Below are 16,272 nucleotides of genomic sequence, written 5' to 3'. Positions count from 1 at the left end.
CGGCTCGCTTCAGTTCAACCTATCGCTCAGGCGCGGCAGAACGCGAAATCCAGCGCCGGCGTTTCGCCGCTGATGATCTCGGCCAGCGCCCGCCCGGAGCCGGCGCCCTCGGTCCAGCCCAAGGTGCCGTGGCCGGTGTTCAGATACAAGCGCCGCAAGCGGCTGGGGCCGATCAGCGGCACATTGCCCGGGGTGGCCGGCCGCAGGCCGCTCCAGAAACGCGCGCGCTCCCAGTCGCAGGCGTCGCCGAACAAGGCGCGGCCGCGCTGCAGCAGCAAGTCGCAACGCCGCGGCTCCAGATGGGTGGAATAACCGGACAATTCTGCGGTGCCGGCGATGCGCAGCTCGTCGCCCAGCCGCGACACCACCACCTTGTGGGCTTCGTCGGTAATGCTGGTCAGCGGCGCGGCGGCGGCGTCCAGAATCGGCAGGGTGGCGGAATAACCCTTGGCCGGGTACACCGGCAAGCGCAAGCCGGCCTGCGCCGCCAACAAGGGAGAATAAGAACCCAGCGCCAAGACATAGGCGTCCGCCTCTAGCCGCTCGTAAGCGCCGTCGGCCGCGGTGACGGAGACGCCGCTCACCTCCCCGTCCGCGCGCTCCAGCGCGTTGACCCGGGTCTGGAAGCGGAACTCCACGCCCCGCATAGCGCAAGCCTGGGCCAGGGCGACGGTGAAGAGATGGACATTGCCGGATTCGTCGTCCGGGCTCCAGCACGCCCCGCTCAGTTCAGGCAGAATGCGCGCCAAGGCCGGCTCCCGCTCCAGCGCCTGCAACGGCGTCAGCAGGCTTTTCTCCACGCCCAGCGCTTGCAGCCGCGCGCAGCCGGCCTGGGCCTGGGCCCGTTCCGCATCGGAGAACAGCAGGGTCAGAATGCCCCGCTGCAATTGCTGGTAATCGATGCCCAGTTCCCGGCGCAAACCGCGCAGCGTCTCGCGGCTGTACAAGCCCAGCGCCACCATCTGGCACATATTGCGCTGGCTGCGTCCCGGCAGGCATTCCCGCAGGAAATCCAGGCCCCAGCGCCATTGCTGCGCGTCCAGCCGCGGCCGGAACAGCAGCGGCGCGTCGTCCCGCAGCAGCCAGCGCAACACCCGCCACGGCGCGCGCGGATTGGCCCAAGGCTCGGACTGGCTGACTGAAATCTGGCCGCCGTTGGCAAAACTGGTTTCTCTCGCCGCGCCGCTGGCGCGGTCCACCACCACCACCTGGTGGCCCTTCTCCGCCAAAAACCAGGCGGTGGATACGCCGATGACGCCGGCGCCCAGGACAACTACTCGCATCGACTCTCCACAAAAGCCAATGGGCAAGACCCGCTTGCCCATTGGCCGTGCCAGCCGCGATCTGCCGTTACGGCTTCTTCGCGTGCTCGTAAACCGTCTTGCCGCGCAGATGGAAATAGTCCGACGCGAAATAGAAATTCTCGGAATGACCGACAAAGAGCAGGCCGTCCGGCTTCAATAGCGGCGCAAAGCGCTTGAGCACGCCGAACTGAGTGTCGCGGTCGAAATAAATCATCACGTTGCGGCAGAAAATGGCGTCGAACTGGCGCTTGACCGACCAGTTGCTCTCCACCAGGTTCAAACGCTGGAAGGTGATCATATTGCGCAGCTGGGCCTTGGCCTGGAAGCTGCCGTCCGGCTGCTTGTCGAAATACTTGGCGGCGTAGCCCGGCGGCAGGCGCGCCACCTTGTCGGCGGCGTAAATGCCCTTGCGGCCGGTTTCCAGCACGCTGGTGTCCAAGTCCGTGGCCAACACGCTGATGCGCGCGCCCGGCACCGCCTCCAGCGCGGTGATCGCCAGCGAGTACGGCTCTTCGCCGGTGGACGAGGCCGCGCACCAGATCGCCAGTTCTCCGCCGGCCGTCGCTTTTTTCTTAAGATGCTCGGCCAGCAGCGGGAAATGGTGTTCTTCGCGGAAGAAGAAAGTCAGATTGGTGGTCAGCGCGTTGACGAACTGTTCGAACTCGCGCTTGCCGCTGATCGACTCCAGGAAATCGACGTAGGCGGCGAAGCCGGGCAGCTTCAGTTCGCGGATGCGACGCACCAGGCGGCCGTAAACCATGTCTTTCTTCGACGGGTTCAACGAAATGCCCGCTTCCTTGTAGATCAGTTTGCGAATGCGCTCGAAGTCGGCGTCGCTAAACGCGAACTCACGGGTGAATTCGATCTTCGGCAAGACGACGGGTGGCGGCTTATTCATTTTGTTGTCCCCATAAAAAAGGCCCGGGCAAAAGCCCGAGCCTGTATTCTACCGCGTCCGGATCACACCGAGAACGACGAACCACAACCGCAGGTGGTGGTGGCGTTCGGATTGCGGATCACGAACTGGGAGCCCTCCAGGCTTTCCTGATAATCGATTTCGGCGCCGACCAGGTACTGGTAGCTCATCGGATCCACCAGGAAGGTCACGCCTTGTCTCTCTATAGCGGTATCGTCTTCATTTGCAATTTCGTCAAATGTGAAACCGTATTGGAAGCCGGAGCAGCCGCCGCCGGTCACGAAGACGCGCAGTTTCAGATCGGGATTGCCTTCCTCGGCGATCAGCTCCTGCACCTTGGAACAAGCGCTTGCGCTGAAGTTGATCGGGGACGGCATTTCAGTTGCAGCAGTAGTCATGTCAAACCTCGCAATTCAGTTCCGGAGCCTTGAGAAACCCGCCAACGGTCCGCTAGCGGCCTGGCTGCGTGCGCGCTGCGGTTTCTCAAACCCCTTCTAAAGCCGGCAGAGCGGCATTCACCCACTATTTTAGTCGGATATTGGGGCCGATGGCGAGTCTTCAAGCGAACTAGTTCTTTCCGCGCATGCTCCGACGCCTCAAGGCAGCAAGGGAACGATGTCCAGTCCGGCCCGCTCCGGCTGGCCGAACATCAGGTTCATGTTCTGCACCGCCTGGCCGGCCGCGCCCTTGACCAGATTGTCTATCACCGACAACACCACCACGGTATCCCCGCCCTGCGGCCTGTGCGCGGCGATGCGGCAGACATTGGCGCCGCGCACCGAACGCGTCTCCGGGTGGCTGCCGGTCGGCAGCACGTCGACGAAGTGCTCGCCCTCGTAGCGGCGCTCGAACAATGCCTGCACGTCCACGTCGGCCTTCAGCCGCGCGTAAAGCGTGGCGTGGATGCCGCGTATCATCGGCGTCAGGTGCGGCACGAAGGTCAGGCCCACCGGCTGCGCGGCCGCCCGGCCCAGGCCCTGGCGGATTTCAGGCAAATGCCGGTGACCGGACACGCCGTAAGCCTTGAAGGAATCTCCCGCCTCGGCCAGCAAGGCGCCCACCTCCGCCTTGCGCCCTGCGCCGGACACGCCCGACTTGCAATCGGCGATCAGGCTGGAAAGCTCCACCGCGCCGGCTTCGATCAAGGGCAGGAAGCCCAATTGCACCGCGGTCGGATAGCAGCCCGGATTCGCCACCAGCCGCGCGCCGCGGATGGCCTCGCGGTTGATTTCCGGCAGACCGTACACCGCTTCGGCCACCAGGTCCGGCGAGCCGTGGCTCATGCCGTACCATTTTTCCCATTCGGCGACGTCCCGGATCCGGTAATCGGCGGCCAGATCCACCACCCGCACGCCGGCGGCCAGCAATTCTCGCGCCTCGTTCATCGCAATGCCGTTGGGTGTGGCGAAAAACACCACATCGCAATCCCGCAAGCGCGCTTCGTCGGGCGTGGAGAAGGCCAGATCGATGCGGCCTCGCAAGCTGGGGAACAGGTCGGCCACTTTCATGCCGGCCTCCTTGCGCGAGGTGACCGCGGTCACGCGCGCCGACGGATGGCCCGCCAGCAAGCGCAGCAGTTCGACACCCGTGTAGCCGGTGCCCCCGACGATTCCCACCTTGATCATGCCCATTCCTTTATGTAAAAGCGCGTCGCAAAAACGACAGTGTAGGCACTGCGATGCTGCCTTGCAATATGGATGGGATGGAAGCGGAGAAACGACAGGCAAGAAAAAACCGCCTGGCAAACGCAGGCGGTTTTCTTGAAAACAGAATTCGGCGAATTAACGCTTGGAGAACTGCTTGGCGCGGCGAGCTTTGCGCAGGCCGACTTTTTTACGCTCAACTTCACGAGCGTCGCGGGTCACGTAACCAGCAGCGGACAGAGCCGGCTTCAACGCGGTGTCGAAGTCGATCAGCGCGCGGGTGATGCCGTGACGGATCGCGCCGGCTTGGCCGGTTTCGCCGCCGCCGACAACGTTCACCTTGATGTCGAAGGACTCGAGGTTTTCGGTCAGCGCCAGCGGCTGGCGGATTACCATGCGGCCGGTTTCACGAGCGAAATATTCATCAACGGGCTTGCCGTTAACGATGATCTGGCCCGAGCCCTTTTGCATGAACACGCGAGCAACGGAGCTCTTGCGACGGCCGGTGCCGTAGTAGTATTTACCGTTCATTTCTACGCCTTAAAATCAGATTTCCAGCACTTTCGGCTGTTGAGCAGTGTGCGGATGCTCGGAACCGGAGTACACCTTGAGCTTCTTGATCATGGCGTAACCCAGCGGGCCCTTCGGCAGCATGCCTTTAACGGCTTTTTCCAGAACGCGCTCAGGGAACTTGTCTTGCAGTTCGGTGAAGCTGCGCTCGTAGATACCACCCGGGTAGCCGGAGTGACGGTAGTACTTCTTGTCTTGTGCCTTGGCACCGGTAACGCGCAGCTTCTCGACGTTGACCACGACGATGAAATCGCCGGTATCTACGTGCGGGGTGTATTCCGGCTTGTGCTTGCCACGCAGGCGACGGGCGATCTCAGCGGCGAGGCGGCCCAAAACCTTGTCGTTGGCATCGACCACAAACCAGTCGCGTTTAACCTCATGCGGCTTGGCAGAAAAGGTCTTCATGGAACTCTTCCATCGTAATTCTTGAAAGTTACGGATTCTATTACAGCCCCGATCCAGCTGTCAAACCCTTGTGAGACAACAGAAATCCGGCTACTTGACGGCGGTGCTCGCGCAGAGGGGAAAATGCAGGCGGAATAAGGGGATTAGCGGCGGCGGGACAAAAAAAAAGCGCAACATCTAGCTTTGTTGCGCCAAGTTCCACCTAAAGAAGGAGGATGGAGGAGACAACACCAAAACGCACACTTTGCATGCCACGTCCTGATGCAGGTTTCATTATCTGCATAGGTTTGCTTCATTGCAAGGCTTTTTGTGCATTGCACTATAAAGCGTGGCTTTTTACGCCACATCTGGCTGGAGTCTCTGTTAAATCAAGGACAAAAGCACTGCGGCACTGCAAGGAAAAAATAAGGCGATTTCATTTTTTACCCTGATTTCCCCGCCTGGCAACGCTAAGGCGGGAGCCCTGCCCCCGCCATGCTGTCTGACAATCGGCAAAGGCTTACAGCTTGATCGCCGCCGCCAAAGCCACTTCCATCATGTCGCGGAAAGTGGTTTGACGCTCTTCGGCGCTGGTGGCCTCGCCGGTGGGGATGATGTCGGACACGGTCAGAATGCCCACCGCGCGCGCGCCGTATTGCGCGGCCACGCTGTAGATGCCGGCCAGTTCCATCTCGATCACCTTGACCTGCATCTTGTCCAGCACTTCCAGCATATTGGGCTGAACGCCGTAGAACAGGTCGGCGGAGAACACATTGCCCACCGTCACCGGTTTGCCCTGCTCCGCCGCGGTGTCCACCACGGCGCGCAGCAGGCCGTAATCGGCGATGGCGGCGTAGTCGTGGTCGTTGAAGCGCATGCGGTTGACCTTGCTGTCGGTGGACGCGCCCATGGCGACGAACAGTTCGCGCAGCTTGATGTCCGGCGTCACCGCGCCGCAGGAACCGATGCGGATGATGTTCTTGACGCCGTAGTCCTTGATCAGCTCGGTGGTGTAGATGCTGGCGGACGGAATGCCCATGCCGTGGGCCATCACCGACAGGCGCTTGCCCTGGTAAGTGCCGGTGTAGCCGAACACATTGCGCACCGTGGTCACCAGCTTGGCGTCTTCCAGGAAGGTTTCCGCGATCATCTTGGCGCGCAGCGGATCGCCGGGCATCAATACGGTTTCGGCAAAATCGCCCGGCTGGGCGTTGATATGCGGGGTCGCCATCGTCTTTAGTCTCCAGATTCAAAAGAGCCCCGGCGCACAGACGCCGGGGCGTGCGTCATTCAGCCTCGCCTCACAGGAAGGACTGGCCGTAATCCATAGGGCTCAGGCCCAGGTGGGCCGCCACGGTCTGGCCGATGTCGGCGAAGGTGGCGCGCTCGCCCAGCGAGCCCGCCGGCACCTTCTTGCCGTAGCACAGCACCGGAATATGTTCGCGGGTATGGTCCGTGCCTTCCCAGGTGGGGTCGCAACCGTGGTCGGCGGACAGGATCAGGATATCGTCGTCGCCCAGCGCCGCCATCACTTCCGGCAGCCGCGCGTCGAACTCCTCCAGCGCGCGGGCGTAGCCGGCGGTGTCGCGGCGGTGGCCGTAGCTGGAGTCGAAGTCGACGAAGTTGGCCATGATGATGGCCGGGCGTTCGCCATGATCGCGCATCGCGCCCAGGGTGGCGTCCCACAGCTGATCAAAGCCGGTGGCCTTGTGCTTGTGGGTGATGCCCACATGGGCGTAGATGTCGGCGATCTTGCCGATGGACACCACGTCGCCGCCGGCCTTGGCCAGCTTTTCCAGCACCGTGGTTGCCGGCGGTTCCACCGCCAGGTCCTTGCGGTTGCCGGTGCGCACGAACTGGCCCTTGCCCTCGCCCACGAAGGGCCGCGCGATGACGCGGCCGATATTGTAGGGCTCCAGCAGTTCGCGGGTGATCTTGCACAGCTGATACAGCCGCTCCAGCCCGAACGTCTCTTCATGACAGGCGATCTGGAACACCGAATCCGCCGAGGTGTAGAAGATGGGCTTGCCGCTCTTCATATGCTCCTCGCCCAGACGGTCCAGAATCTCGGTGCCGGAGGCGTGGCAGTTGCCCAGATAGCCGGGCAGCTCCGCCTTGGCGACGATGGCGTCCAGCAGCTCCTGCGGGAAGCTGTTGTCGTGATCGCTGAAATAGCCCCAGTCGAACAGCACCGGCACGCCGGCGATTTCCCAATGGCCGGACGGCGTGTCCTTGCCGCTGGACAGCTCGCGCGCGTAACCGTAAGCCGCCACCGGCTCGGCCGGGTCCATGCCTTCCGGGAAATAGCCGGAGGACAAGCGGCAGGCGTGGCCCAAGCCCATGCGGGACAGATTGGGCAGGGTCAGCGCGCCGTGGCGGCCGACGTTGGCGCGGCCGGCGGCCGCCTCCATGGCGATGTGGCCCAGCGTATTGCTGCCGGCGTCGCCGAACTGCGGGGCGTCGGCGGCGGCGCCGATGCCCAGCGAGTCCAGAATCAGAATGATGGCTCGTTTCATATTGCCGCTCCGGGATTACTGCTGGCGAATCTTCTGATAGACCAGCGGCAGCGCGGAAGGTGCCGCGTCTGCCAGTTGGATCGCCGCCTTGAGGCGGCGCTCCGCGTCGGCGAAGCTGTTTTCGTCGGCCGCATGAATATAAGCCAAGGGCGCGCCGGCGTCGATGCGCTGGCCCAGCTCGACGAAGCGGGACAGACCAACGCGGAAGTCCAGCTCGTCGCTGGGCAGGCGGCGTCCGCCGCCCAGCGCGCACACCGCCATGCCGATGCCGCGGGTGTCCATGCCGCCGACGAAGCCGGCGCGTTCCGCAAACACCGGGCGCACGATGGGCGCGGCCGCCATATGGGAATCATAGTTCTCCATGAAGTCGGCCGGGCCGCCCAGCGCGGCCACCATGCGGCCGAAGATCTCGGCGGCGCGGCCGGAATCCAATGCGGTCTGCAGCTTGTCGCGCGCCTCGGCCTCGTCCTTGGCCAGCTTGCCCACCACCAGCATCTCGGCGCACAGCGCCATGGTCACTTCATGCAAGCGCGGATTGCGCTCGTCGCCCTTCAGGTAACGCACCGCCTCGCGGGTTTCTATGCTGTTGCCGGCGGTCCAGGCCAGGGGCTGGCTCATCTCGGTGATCAGCGCGCTGGTGGCCACGCCGGCGCCGTTGCCCACCTTGACGATGCGCTCGGCCAGCTCCACGGATTTCTCCATCGTCGGCATGAAGGCGCCGGTGCCGGCCTTCACGTCCATCACCAGGGCGTCCAGGCCGGCGGCCAGCTTCTTGGACAGGATGGACGCGGTGATCATCGCCACCGACTCCACCGTCGCGGTCACGTCGCGCACCGCGTAAACGCGGCGGTCGGCCGGCGCCAGGTCAGAAGTCTGGCCGATGATGGCCACGCCCACGTCCTTGACCACGCGGCGAAACTCGTCCGGGCTGGGGAAGGGATTGTAGCCGGGGATCGCCGACAGCTTGTCCAGCGTGCCGCCGGTATGGCCCAGGCCGCGGCCGGAGATCATCGGCACGAAGCCGCCGCAGGCGGCCACCATCGGCCCCAACATCAGCGACACCACGTCGCCGACGCCGCCGGTGGAATGCTTGTCCACCACTGGGCCCGGCAAATTAAGGTCGCCCCAGTGCATGCGGCGGCCGGAGTCGCGCATCGCCAGCGCCATGTGCACGTTTTCTTCCAACGCCATGCCGTTGAAGTACACCGCCATGGTCAGCGCGGAGATTTGGCTGTCCGCCACGCTGCCGTCGGTGATGCCGGCGACGAACTGCTGGATGTCCTGTTGCGACAGCGCCTGGCCGTCGCGTTTCTTGCGAATGATTTCCTGAGGCAAAAACATGGCATTCTCCCTGCCTTGCGCCTGCCGCGGCGAAACCCGCCGCGAGCAATAAATAATGGCCGGGACCCACGCCACGGCCAAGAATTAAGAGCCGCTAACAAAACCGCTTAGCGCACCTGAGGCAAGGCGCACCGACGCAGGCAGTACTTGAGTACGACAAGTCGGTGCAACGCAGCATCAGGGGTTTTGTCAGCGGCGATGAAACGGCGAGCGATCAATAGCCGCTGATCGGCTTAACCTCGCCCCCTTCGATTTCCGCCTGCAAATTGCCCAGCAGGCCGGAAGCGCCGAAACGGAAGCGCTCGGCGCTCACCCAGCCGGCGCCCAGCAGATGCTCGGCCAAGTCCAGGTATTCCGCCGCCTCGGCCGCGGTGCGCACGCCGCCTGCGGCCTTGAAGCCGCAAGCGCCGCCGGTTTCGCGGATGGCGGACAGCATCACGCCGGCCGCTTCCAGCGTGGCGTTCACCGGCACCTTGCCGGTGGAGGTCTTGATGAAATCGGCGCCGGCCTGGATCGAGATCAGGCTGGCCTCGCGGATCAGCGCCTCGTCCTTCAGCTCGCCGCTTTCAATGATGACTTTCAGCGTCTTGCCTTCGCAGGCGTCCTTGCAGGCCGCCACCAGTTGCGCGCCCACCTCGCGGTTACCGGCCATCAGCGCGCGGTACGGGAACACCACGTCGACTTCGTCCGCGCCGTAGGCGATCGCGGCGCGGGTTTCCGCCACCGCGACGGCGATGTCCTCATCGCCGGCCGGGAAGTTGGTGACGGTGGCCACTTTGACCTCGGGGCAGCCGGCCTCGCGCAGGGTTTTCTTGGCGATGGGCACGAAGCGCGGATACACGCAGACCGCGGCCACGGTGCCGGCGTCGCTCTTGGCCTTGCGGCACAGCGCGGCGACCTTGTCGTTGGTGTCGTCGTCGTTCAGCGTGGTGAGATCCATCAGGGACAGGGCGCGGCGGGCCGCGGCGATCAGTTCGGACATGAGCTAACAAACCTTTCAAAATTGAACGGCTAGGCGCGCTCGCCAAGCGTTCCAAAACCTCAGCGCCGCCGGCGGGCGGCGGCGCAAAAAAACCATTATGAAAATTTCTTTAAGTCAAAGCAATGCACAGCCACAGTGAACTTGTGCCAACGCAAACTCGACCGCGCCTTAGAACGTGTTTACGATCTCGCGAGCTAAGGCGTTGCGGCTGAGAAAGCGGAATGGTCAAGCGGTACATGAGCATTTCGAAGACGGCACTCGTCGCACAATCTCTACTACCGACGCGCAGCAGACTTTGAACAGGTTCTTACAAACGCCGCGCCTCCTGCACCCCGCTCAACTCCATCATCCGCGACAGCACCCGGCTGATGTCCTGCACCTGGCGCACCTCCACGGTGAAACGCATGCGGGCGCGAGTGTCTCGCGACAGGGTGTTGACACCGATCAGGTTCAGCTTCTCGCGCGACAGCACGTCGGACAGATCGCGCAGCAGGCCGGGCCGGTCCATGGCGATGATTTCGATGTCGATGGGGAAGACGCTGCTGCGCTGGTCGCCCCATTCCGCGGCGATCAGCCGCTCCGGCGCTTCCACCGACAGTTTTTTCAGCGTCAGGCAGCTCGTGCGGTGAATGGAAATGCCGCGCCCCTTGGTGACGAAGCCCATCACCCCGTCCGGCGGCGCCGGCTTGCAGCACTTGGCCAGCACCGTCATCAGATTGTCCACGCCCTCGATCAACACGCCGCCCGCGTCGTGGCCGCCCTTGCTGGCCTTGACCAGGCTTTCCGGCGCCACGTCCGCCGGCGGCGGCGGCGCGAAGCTGACGATGGCGTTGGACACCACGCGCGTGGTCAGCTCGCCGTGGCCCAGCGCGCCGTACACTTCCTCCAGCTTGTCGTAGCCCAGCTTCTCCGCCAACGCGCCCAGATTGGGCTGCATATGGCTGTGGCGCGCCAGCTCGCGCTCGAACAACATCTTGCCGGTCTCGCGCACGGTGTCGGCGTTGAGCAGGCGGATGTGCTGGCGGATCTTGGAAATGGCGCGATGGCTCTTCACCCAGCCGTCGTGCAGCCAGTTCACCGACGGCCCGCCTTCCTTGGCGGTGATGATCTCCACCCGCTGGCCGTTTTGCAGCGGCGTGGACAAGGGCACGATCTGCCCTTCCACCTTGGCGCCGCGGCAGCGATGGCCCAGATTGGTGTGCACCGAATAGGCGAAATCGATGGGGGTGGCGCCAAACGGCAAGGCCATCACCCGGCCCTGCGGCGTCAGCACATAGATGGTGTCGGCGAACAGCTCGGTCTTGAACGCCTCGGCCAGGCCCTCGCGGTCCGACATCTCCTCGCGCCAGTCCAGCAACTGGCGCAGCCAGGAGATTTTCTCCTCATAGGCTGCGTCGCCCTTGCCGCCCTCCTTGTAGCGCCAATGCGCGGCCACGCCGAACTCGGCGTGCTCGTGCATCTCGAAGGTGCGGATCTGCACCTCCACCGCCTTGTCCTCCGGCCCAATCACCGCGGTGTGCAGGCTGCGGTAATTATTGGCCTTGGGATGGGAGATGTAGTCGTCGAACTCGCCGGGAATCGGCTGCCAGGTGCCGTGAATGATGCCCAGCGCCGTATAGCAGTCCGGCAGCCGCTCCACCAGGATGCGCACCGCGCGGATGTCGTAGAGCTCGGAGAAATCCAGCTTTTTCTTCTTCATCTTCTTCCAGATGGAGAAGATGTGCTTGGGCCGGCCGGCCACTTCCGCCTTGACCCCGGCGTTTTTCAGCTCCGCGCGCAGGGTGTCCAGCAGCCGGTCGATATAGTCGATGCGTTCCAGCCGGCGCTCGTCCAACAGCTTGGCGATGCGCTTGTAGCTGTCCGGTTCGGTATGGCGGAAGCCCAGGTCCTCCAGCTCCCACTTGATCTGCCACACCCCCAGGCGGTTGGCCAGCGGCGCGAACAGATCCAGGGTCTCGGTGGCGATGCGGCGGCGCACCGTCTCGTCCTCCACCTCGGCCAGGTAGTGCATGGTCTGGGTGCGCCAGGCCAGCTTGATCAGCACCACGCGGATGTCGGCCACCATGGCCAGCAGCATCTTGCGCATGGTTTCCGCCTGGCGCGCGCGCTCTTCCGGCGTGGACAGCTTGTCGATGCGCGCCAGCTCGGTGATGCGGCGCACGCCGTTGACCCCCTCCACCAGCACCGCCACCGTGGGATTGAAGGTTTCGCAGAGCCAGGGCTGCCAGTCCTCGCGGTAATCCGAAGCGGCGAACATCAAGGTGGCGACGATGGCGTCCGGCAACAGGTTCAGATCCGCCACGATGGCGGCGGCGGCCACCGCGTGGCTGAACAAGTCCTCGCCGGTCTGGGCCATGGTCTTGCCGCAGTACAAGGCGCGCGCCTCGTCCAAGGCGCGAGTGAGCATCGCCTGCTCTTCTCCGCTCAGCGAAGAAGACAAGCCCTCCAGCCAGCGTTGCGGATTGGCCGCGTCTGCCAGGGTGTCAGCCATCGAACGAACTACGGAAACCATATCAACCCAGTAACTCAATCAAATCGTGTTTCGACAGCGCTCGGCTACTCGGCCAAACGCAACAACAGCCGGCGCACCGGCGCCGGCACCCCGGCGTCCGGGGCCACGGACAAGGGCAGCCACTGCCCGCTGTCCTCCATCGCCGCCTCCGCGCGCAACGCGTCCAAGCGCAGCGGCACCGGCGTAATGATCAATCGGTAATGCGTAAACACATGCTCCAGTTCCGGCCAGGCCGGCAACACGTCGCCGTGGCCGTTGCGCGCCAGCCAGTCCTCGATCTGCAACGAAGTCTCAAACTCCGGCAAGGACAGCAAACCGCCCCAGATGCCGCTGGGCGGCCGCCGCAACAGCCACACCTTGTCGCCATGGGTGGCCAGCAACATCACCGTATGGCGCGTGGGCACCGTCTTCTTCGGCCGCGGCGTCGGCAGCTCGCCGGTGCGGCCCTCTCGCGCCGCCGCGCAGCCGTCCACCATGGGACAGACGGTACAGGCCGGTTTGCCGCGGCTGCACACCGTGGCGCCCAGGTCCATCAAACCTTGAGTGTAGGCGCTCATCAGCGCCGCATCCTGCGGCAGCAACGCTTCGGCCAATCGCCACAAACGCTGTTCCACCGGCTTCTCGCCGGGGAAGCCGTCGATGCCGAAGCAACGGGTCAGCACGCGCTTGACGTTGCCGTCCAGAATGGTTTCCCGCTGGCCGAAAGCGAAAGAAGCAATCGCCGCGGCGGTGGAACGCCCCACGCCGGGCAGGCGCTCCAGTTGCTGGCGCTCGGCCGGAAAGCGGCCGCCAAACTCGGCCATCACCATTTGCGCAGCCTTGTGCAGATTGCGCGCCCGGCTGTAATAGCCCAGGCCGCTCCACAAGGCCAGCACGTCTTCCTGCGGCGCGGCGGCCAGCGCCGTCACGTCCGGAAAGCGGGCGAGGAAGCGCGGGTAATATTCCAGCACGCTTTTGACCTGGGTCTGTTGCAGCATGATCTCGGACAGCCAGATCCGGTACGGGTCGCTGACCTGCCACGGCAGATCATGGCGTCCATGCGTTTTTTGCCAGGCGGTCAGGCGCGCGGCGAAGGAGCTGTGCAGCATCGTCTATCATCTTGAATCGAACCGGATATGGTAGCGGAAAGCCTCGCTGTCACCAAGCAGCCTCCGGACAAATAAGTTAAAATCAAAGAATTGCTTAAAAGTCTGCTTACTCAAGGAAGTTCCATGTCCAGTTTCCGTTCCCGCCAGCGTGCCAATATGCGCCGCGAATTCAATAGCCGCGACAATGAGGCCAGTTCGCCGGCAGGCGGAGACAGCCCGGCCGGCAAAAGCCCCGTGATCCAGAAGAAAGCGCCTTCGGCCGACGCCGCGCCGCGCGCGCCCTATTCCGGCCCGCGTCCGGGCAACGCCAAGCCCAATTGGCAAGACCGCGGCCAAGGACAGGGACAAGGCCCGCGCGACGGCGGCAAGCGCGGCCCCTATCAGGGACGCGACCAACAGGCCGGGCGCGACAAGCCGTATGGCAACGACCGCCGGCCGCAAGGCCAGCAGCGCTTTGAGCGCAACGAAGGCCAAGACAGCTTCAATAAGGACCGCTTCAATAAAGAACGCGGCAACAATTGGCAGCCGCGCAGCTTCGCCCGCGACGGCGAAGAACGCCCGCAAGGCAGCGGCCCCAAGAAGCCCTTCCATCACCGCGAAGACCCTGAACCGCGCGACTACAGCCGCGACCGCGGCCCATCCGGCCGCAAGCCGCTGAACGCCGCCGCGGACGTGGAGCCGGAACGCAAACCGTATAGCCGCGACCGCGGCCCGTCCGGCCGCAAACCGCTGCATCTGGAGCGGGACGGCGAACAAGGCGCGCCGCAGGGCAAGCCGCGCTGGCAGCAACGCGACGGCGAACGCCATGTCGATCAGCCGCGCAAGCCGTTCAATCCTTCCAGCGATCGCGAACAGCGCTTCCGCCGCGACGACGCCGAACAGGCGCCGCGCAAGCCTTGGCAGGAACGCCAGCACAGCGAGCAGCGCGAAGAGGGTCCGCGCAAACTGTTCGGCAAGCCGGCCAATCGCGACAACAACTTCCGTCGCGACGACGCCGAGCAGGCGCCGCGCAAACCGTGGCAAGAACGCCAGCACGGCGACCGCGACAACCGTTTCCGCCGCGACGACGCCGAGCAAGCGCCGCGCAAGCCCTGGCAGGAGCGCGAACACGGCGACCGCGACAACCGTTTCCGCCGCGACGACGCCGAACAAGCGCCGCGCAAGCCGTGGCAGGAGCGCGAACACGGCGACCGCGACAACCGTTTCCGCCGCGACGACGCCGGGCAAGCGCCGCGCAAGCCCTGGCAGGAACGCCAGCACGGCGACCGCGACAACCGCTTCCAGCGTGACGACGCCGAACAAGCGCCGCGCAAGCCGTGGCAGCAAAACGAGCCCGCTGAACGCGGCGAGGGCGGCCCGCGCAAACTGTTCGGCAAATCCGCCGAACGCGACAACCGCAGCCACCGCGACGACGCCGAACCAGCGCCGCGCCAGGACCGTCCGCAAGGCGAACCGGCCGAGCGTAGCGAAGGCGGCACGCGCAAGCTGTTCAGCAAGCCGTCCTATCGCGACAACGACGTCCGCCGCGACGACGCCGAACGCGCGCCGCGCCAAAGCTGGCAACAGGAAGAACGCCCGCGCCACGAGCGTCGCGAAGGCGAAGCCCGTCAATTGTTCGGCAAGCCGGGTGCCGGCAGCCTGAAACCGCTGGGCGACCAGCACCGCGTGGAAACCCGCGGCGAGCATCGCCACGCCGACGCGCCGCGTCATGCGCCGTCCGAACGCCAGGCCCCGAGCCTGACCCAGGTGCGCGACAGCGTGCTGTCCTTGTTCGCCCCCTGCCCGCGCGGCCTGGAAGCCATCCTGGCCGACGAGTTGCGCGGCCTGGGCGCGCGCGACATCGCCACCGCCGACGGCGGCGTGGCCTTCGCCGGCGACCGCGATCTGCTGATGGCGGCCAACCTGCACAGCCGCACCGCCAGCCGCGTGCTGCTGCAACTGGCCCAGGGCGGCTACCGCAATGAACAAGACATCTACCGCCTGGCGATGAATGTGGACTGGCCGCGCTGGTTCGACGTGTCCAACAGCATCAAGCTGAAGACCGACGCCATCCGCTGCCACTTCAAGAGCCTGGACTTCATCTCGCTGAAGGTGAAGGACGCGATCTGCGACCGCTTCCGCCAGGCTCAGCTGGGCCGGCCCAATGTCGACACCCGCCACCCGGACGTGCGCGTCCACGTCTTCCTGACCGAAGACAGCGCCACCATCTACCTGGACACCAGCGGCGAACCGCTGTTCAAGCGCGGCTGGCGCCAGGAAACCGGCGACGCGCCGCTGCGTGAAAACCTGGCCGCCGGCATCCTGATGCTGACCGGCTACAACGGCAGCCAGCCGCTGCTGGACCCGATGTGCGGCAGCGGCACCTTCCTGGTGGAAGCCGCCGACATCGCGCTGAACCGCGCGCCGGGCCGCCAACGCAAATTCGCCTTCCAGAAACTGCGCGGCTTCGATTCCGCCAGCTGGGAAAAACTGCTGCTGGACGCCCAGCACGCGGAAAAACCGCTGGCCAAGCTGGCGATCAACGGCTCCGACCGCGACCAGGCCATCATCAACGTCGCCAAGGACAACCTGGAACGCGCCGGCCTCTCCGGCCTGGTGGAACTGCAAGCGATGGACGTGCTGGACGCCCGCCCCAACGGCGAAAACGGCATCCTGGTGGCCAACCCGCCCTACGGCGTGCGCATGGACGAACTGGACCAGCTGGCCGAGTGGTATCCGCTGCTGGGCGACTGGCTGAAGGCCCACTTCGCCGGCTGGCACGCCAACCTGTTCAGCGGCGACCTGCGCCTGGCCAAGCTGATCCATCTGTCGCCCAAGCGCCGCACCCCGCTGTACAACGGCTCGCTGCAATGCCGGCTGTTCGTCATCAATATGGTGGAAGGCAGCGCCCGCAAGGAAAAACCGGGTGAGCAGGCCGAAACCATCGAGCAGGACGATCACGCCGCGGAGTAACACCGCGCGCGGACAGCAAAACGGCGAGCCATGGCTCGCCGTTTTTCATGGAGCACTCCCGCGG

At 64.7% G+C, this 16,272-nt stretch carries 13 protein-coding genes; 1 reads left to right on the top strand and 12 read right to left on the bottom strand.

All coding sequences use genetic code 11. The annotated features are described in order from the left end of the window. Positions 1–26 precede the first annotated feature (26 nt). The 12 genes from DB032_RS02635 to mutY form a co-directional block, all read right to left on the bottom strand. A complete protein-coding gene (locus tag DB032_RS02635; RefSeq protein WP_107798137.1) occupies positions 27–1,283 on the bottom strand; it encodes a D-amino acid dehydrogenase in 1,257 nt (418 codons plus the stop codon). A 67-nt stretch (positions 1,284–1,350) separates the two neighbouring features. Further along, complete coding sequence (locus DB032_RS02630; protein WP_107798136.1) at positions 1,351–2,202, bottom strand: CheR family methyltransferase; 852 nt, start codon at positions 2,200–2,202, stop codon at positions 1,351–1,353. Between the two features lie 62 nt (positions 2,203–2,264). Further along, positions 2,265–2,597, bottom strand: coding sequence for an iron-sulfur cluster insertion protein ErpA (gene erpA, locus DB032_RS02625; protein ID WP_197083112.1), 333 nt, complete (start codon positions 2,595–2,597; stop codon positions 2,265–2,267). A 219-nt stretch (positions 2,598–2,816) separates the two neighbouring features. Further along, positions 2,817–3,845, bottom strand: coding sequence for an N-acetyl-gamma-glutamyl-phosphate reductase (gene argC, locus DB032_RS02620; protein WP_107798135.1), 1,029 nt, complete (start codon positions 3,843–3,845; stop codon positions 2,817–2,819). A gap of 156 nt (positions 3,846–4,001) precedes the next feature. Further along, positions 4,002–4,394 carry a 30S ribosomal protein S9 gene (gene rpsI, locus DB032_RS02615; protein ID WP_019102900.1) on the bottom strand — a complete coding sequence of 131 codons (393 nt, stop codon included), beginning with the start codon at positions 4,392–4,394 and terminating at the stop codon, positions 4,002–4,004. 15 nt (positions 4,395–4,409) lie between these two features. Continuing rightward, positions 4,410–4,838 carry a 50S ribosomal protein L13 gene (gene rplM, locus DB032_RS02610; protein WP_019102901.1) on the bottom strand — a complete coding sequence of 143 codons (429 nt, stop codon included), beginning with the start codon at positions 4,836–4,838 and terminating at the stop codon, positions 4,410–4,412. A 499-nt stretch (positions 4,839–5,337) separates the two neighbouring features. Further along, positions 5,338–6,048, bottom strand: a complete 711-nt coding sequence (gene deoD, locus DB032_RS02605; protein ID WP_043632219.1) for a purine-nucleoside phosphorylase — start codon at positions 6,046–6,048, stop codon at positions 5,338–5,340. Between the two features lie 70 nt (positions 6,049–6,118). Continuing rightward, on the bottom strand, positions 6,119–7,333 hold the full coding sequence (locus DB032_RS02600; RefSeq protein ID WP_107798134.1) for a phosphopentomutase: 1,215 nt from the start codon (positions 7,331–7,333) through the stop codon (positions 6,119–6,121). Positions 7,334–7,348: 15 nt separating this feature from the next. After that, positions 7,349–8,674 (bottom strand): thymidine phosphorylase, encoded by a 1,326-nt coding sequence (deoA, locus tag DB032_RS02595; RefSeq protein WP_107798133.1) that lies wholly within the window; start codon positions 8,672–8,674, stop codon positions 7,349–7,351. A gap of 214 nt (positions 8,675–8,888) precedes the next feature. Next, positions 8,889–9,656, bottom strand: coding sequence for a deoxyribose-phosphate aldolase (deoC, locus tag DB032_RS02590; RefSeq protein ID WP_107798132.1), 768 nt, complete (start codon positions 9,654–9,656; stop codon positions 8,889–8,891). Positions 9,657–9,963: 307 nt separating this feature from the next. Next, on the bottom strand, positions 9,964–12,168 hold the full coding sequence (locus DB032_RS02585; protein WP_107798131.1) for a bifunctional (p)ppGpp synthetase/guanosine-3',5'-bis(diphosphate) 3'-pyrophosphohydrolase: 2,205 nt from the start codon (positions 12,166–12,168) through the stop codon (positions 9,964–9,966). 44 nt (positions 12,169–12,212) lie between these two features. Continuing rightward, a complete protein-coding gene (gene mutY, locus DB032_RS02580) occupies positions 12,213–13,253 on the bottom strand; it encodes an A/G-specific adenine glycosylase (RefSeq protein WP_107801634.1) in 1,041 nt (346 codons plus the stop codon). A 126-nt stretch (positions 13,254–13,379) separates the two neighbouring features. Here mutY and DB032_RS24855 point away from each other — a divergent pair, with 126 nt between their 5' ends. Continuing rightward, positions 13,380–16,208 carry a THUMP domain-containing protein gene (locus DB032_RS24855; RefSeq protein WP_370445183.1) on the top strand — a complete coding sequence of 943 codons (2,829 nt, stop codon included), beginning with the start codon at positions 13,380–13,382 and terminating at the stop codon, positions 16,206–16,208. Positions 16,209–16,272 lie beyond the last annotated feature (64 nt).

Source organism: Chromobacterium sp. Panama (assembly GCF_003052555.1).
Classification (GTDB): domain Bacteria; phylum Pseudomonadota; class Gammaproteobacteria; order Burkholderiales; family Chromobacteriaceae; genus Chromobacterium.
The sequence above is the reverse complement of the archived record's forward strand: the minus strand, read 5'-3'. Positions and strand labels throughout refer to the sequence as shown.

Bases quoted from the DNA above. Each gene is read 5' to 3' on its own strand.
- DB032_RS02635 (WP_107798137.1), bottom strand. From the start codon at position 1,283: ATGCGAGTAGTTGTCCTGGGCGCCGGCGTCATCGGCGTATCCACCGCC.
- DB032_RS02630 (WP_107798136.1), bottom strand. From the start codon at position 2,202: ATGAATAAGCCGCCACCCGTCGTCTTGCCGAAGATCGAATTCACCCGT.
- erpA (WP_197083112.1), bottom strand. From the start codon at position 2,597: ATGCCGTCCCCGATCAACTTCAGCGCAAGCGCTTGTTCCAAGGTGCAG.
- argC (WP_107798135.1), bottom strand. From the start codon at position 3,845: ATGATCAAGGTGGGAATCGTCGGGGGCACCGGCTACACGGGTGTCGAA.
- rpsI (WP_019102900.1), bottom strand. From the start codon at position 4,394: ATGAACGGTAAATACTACTACGGCACCGGCCGTCGCAAGAGCTCCGTT.
- rplM (WP_019102901.1), bottom strand. From the start codon at position 4,838: ATGAAGACCTTTTCTGCCAAGCCGCATGAGGTTAAACGCGACTGGTTT.
- deoD (WP_043632219.1), bottom strand. From the start codon at position 6,048: ATGGCGACCCCGCATATCAACGCCCAGCCGGGCGATTTTGCCGAAACC.
- DB032_RS02600 (WP_107798134.1), bottom strand. From the start codon at position 7,333: ATGAAACGAGCCATCATTCTGATTCTGGACTCGCTGGGCATCGGCGCC.
- deoA (WP_107798133.1), bottom strand. From the start codon at position 8,674: ATGTTTTTGCCTCAGGAAATCATTCGCAAGAAACGCGACGGCCAGGCG.
- deoC (WP_107798132.1), bottom strand. From the start codon at position 9,656: ATGTCCGAACTGATCGCCGCGGCCCGCCGCGCCCTGTCCCTGATGGAT.
- DB032_RS02585 (WP_107798131.1), bottom strand. From the start codon at position 12,168: ATGGTTTCCGTAGTTCGTTCGATGGCTGACACCCTGGCAGACGCGGCC.
- DB032_RS24855 (WP_370445183.1), top strand. From the start codon at position 13,380: ATGTCCAGTTTCCGTTCCCGCCAGCGTGCCAATATGCGCCGCGAATTC.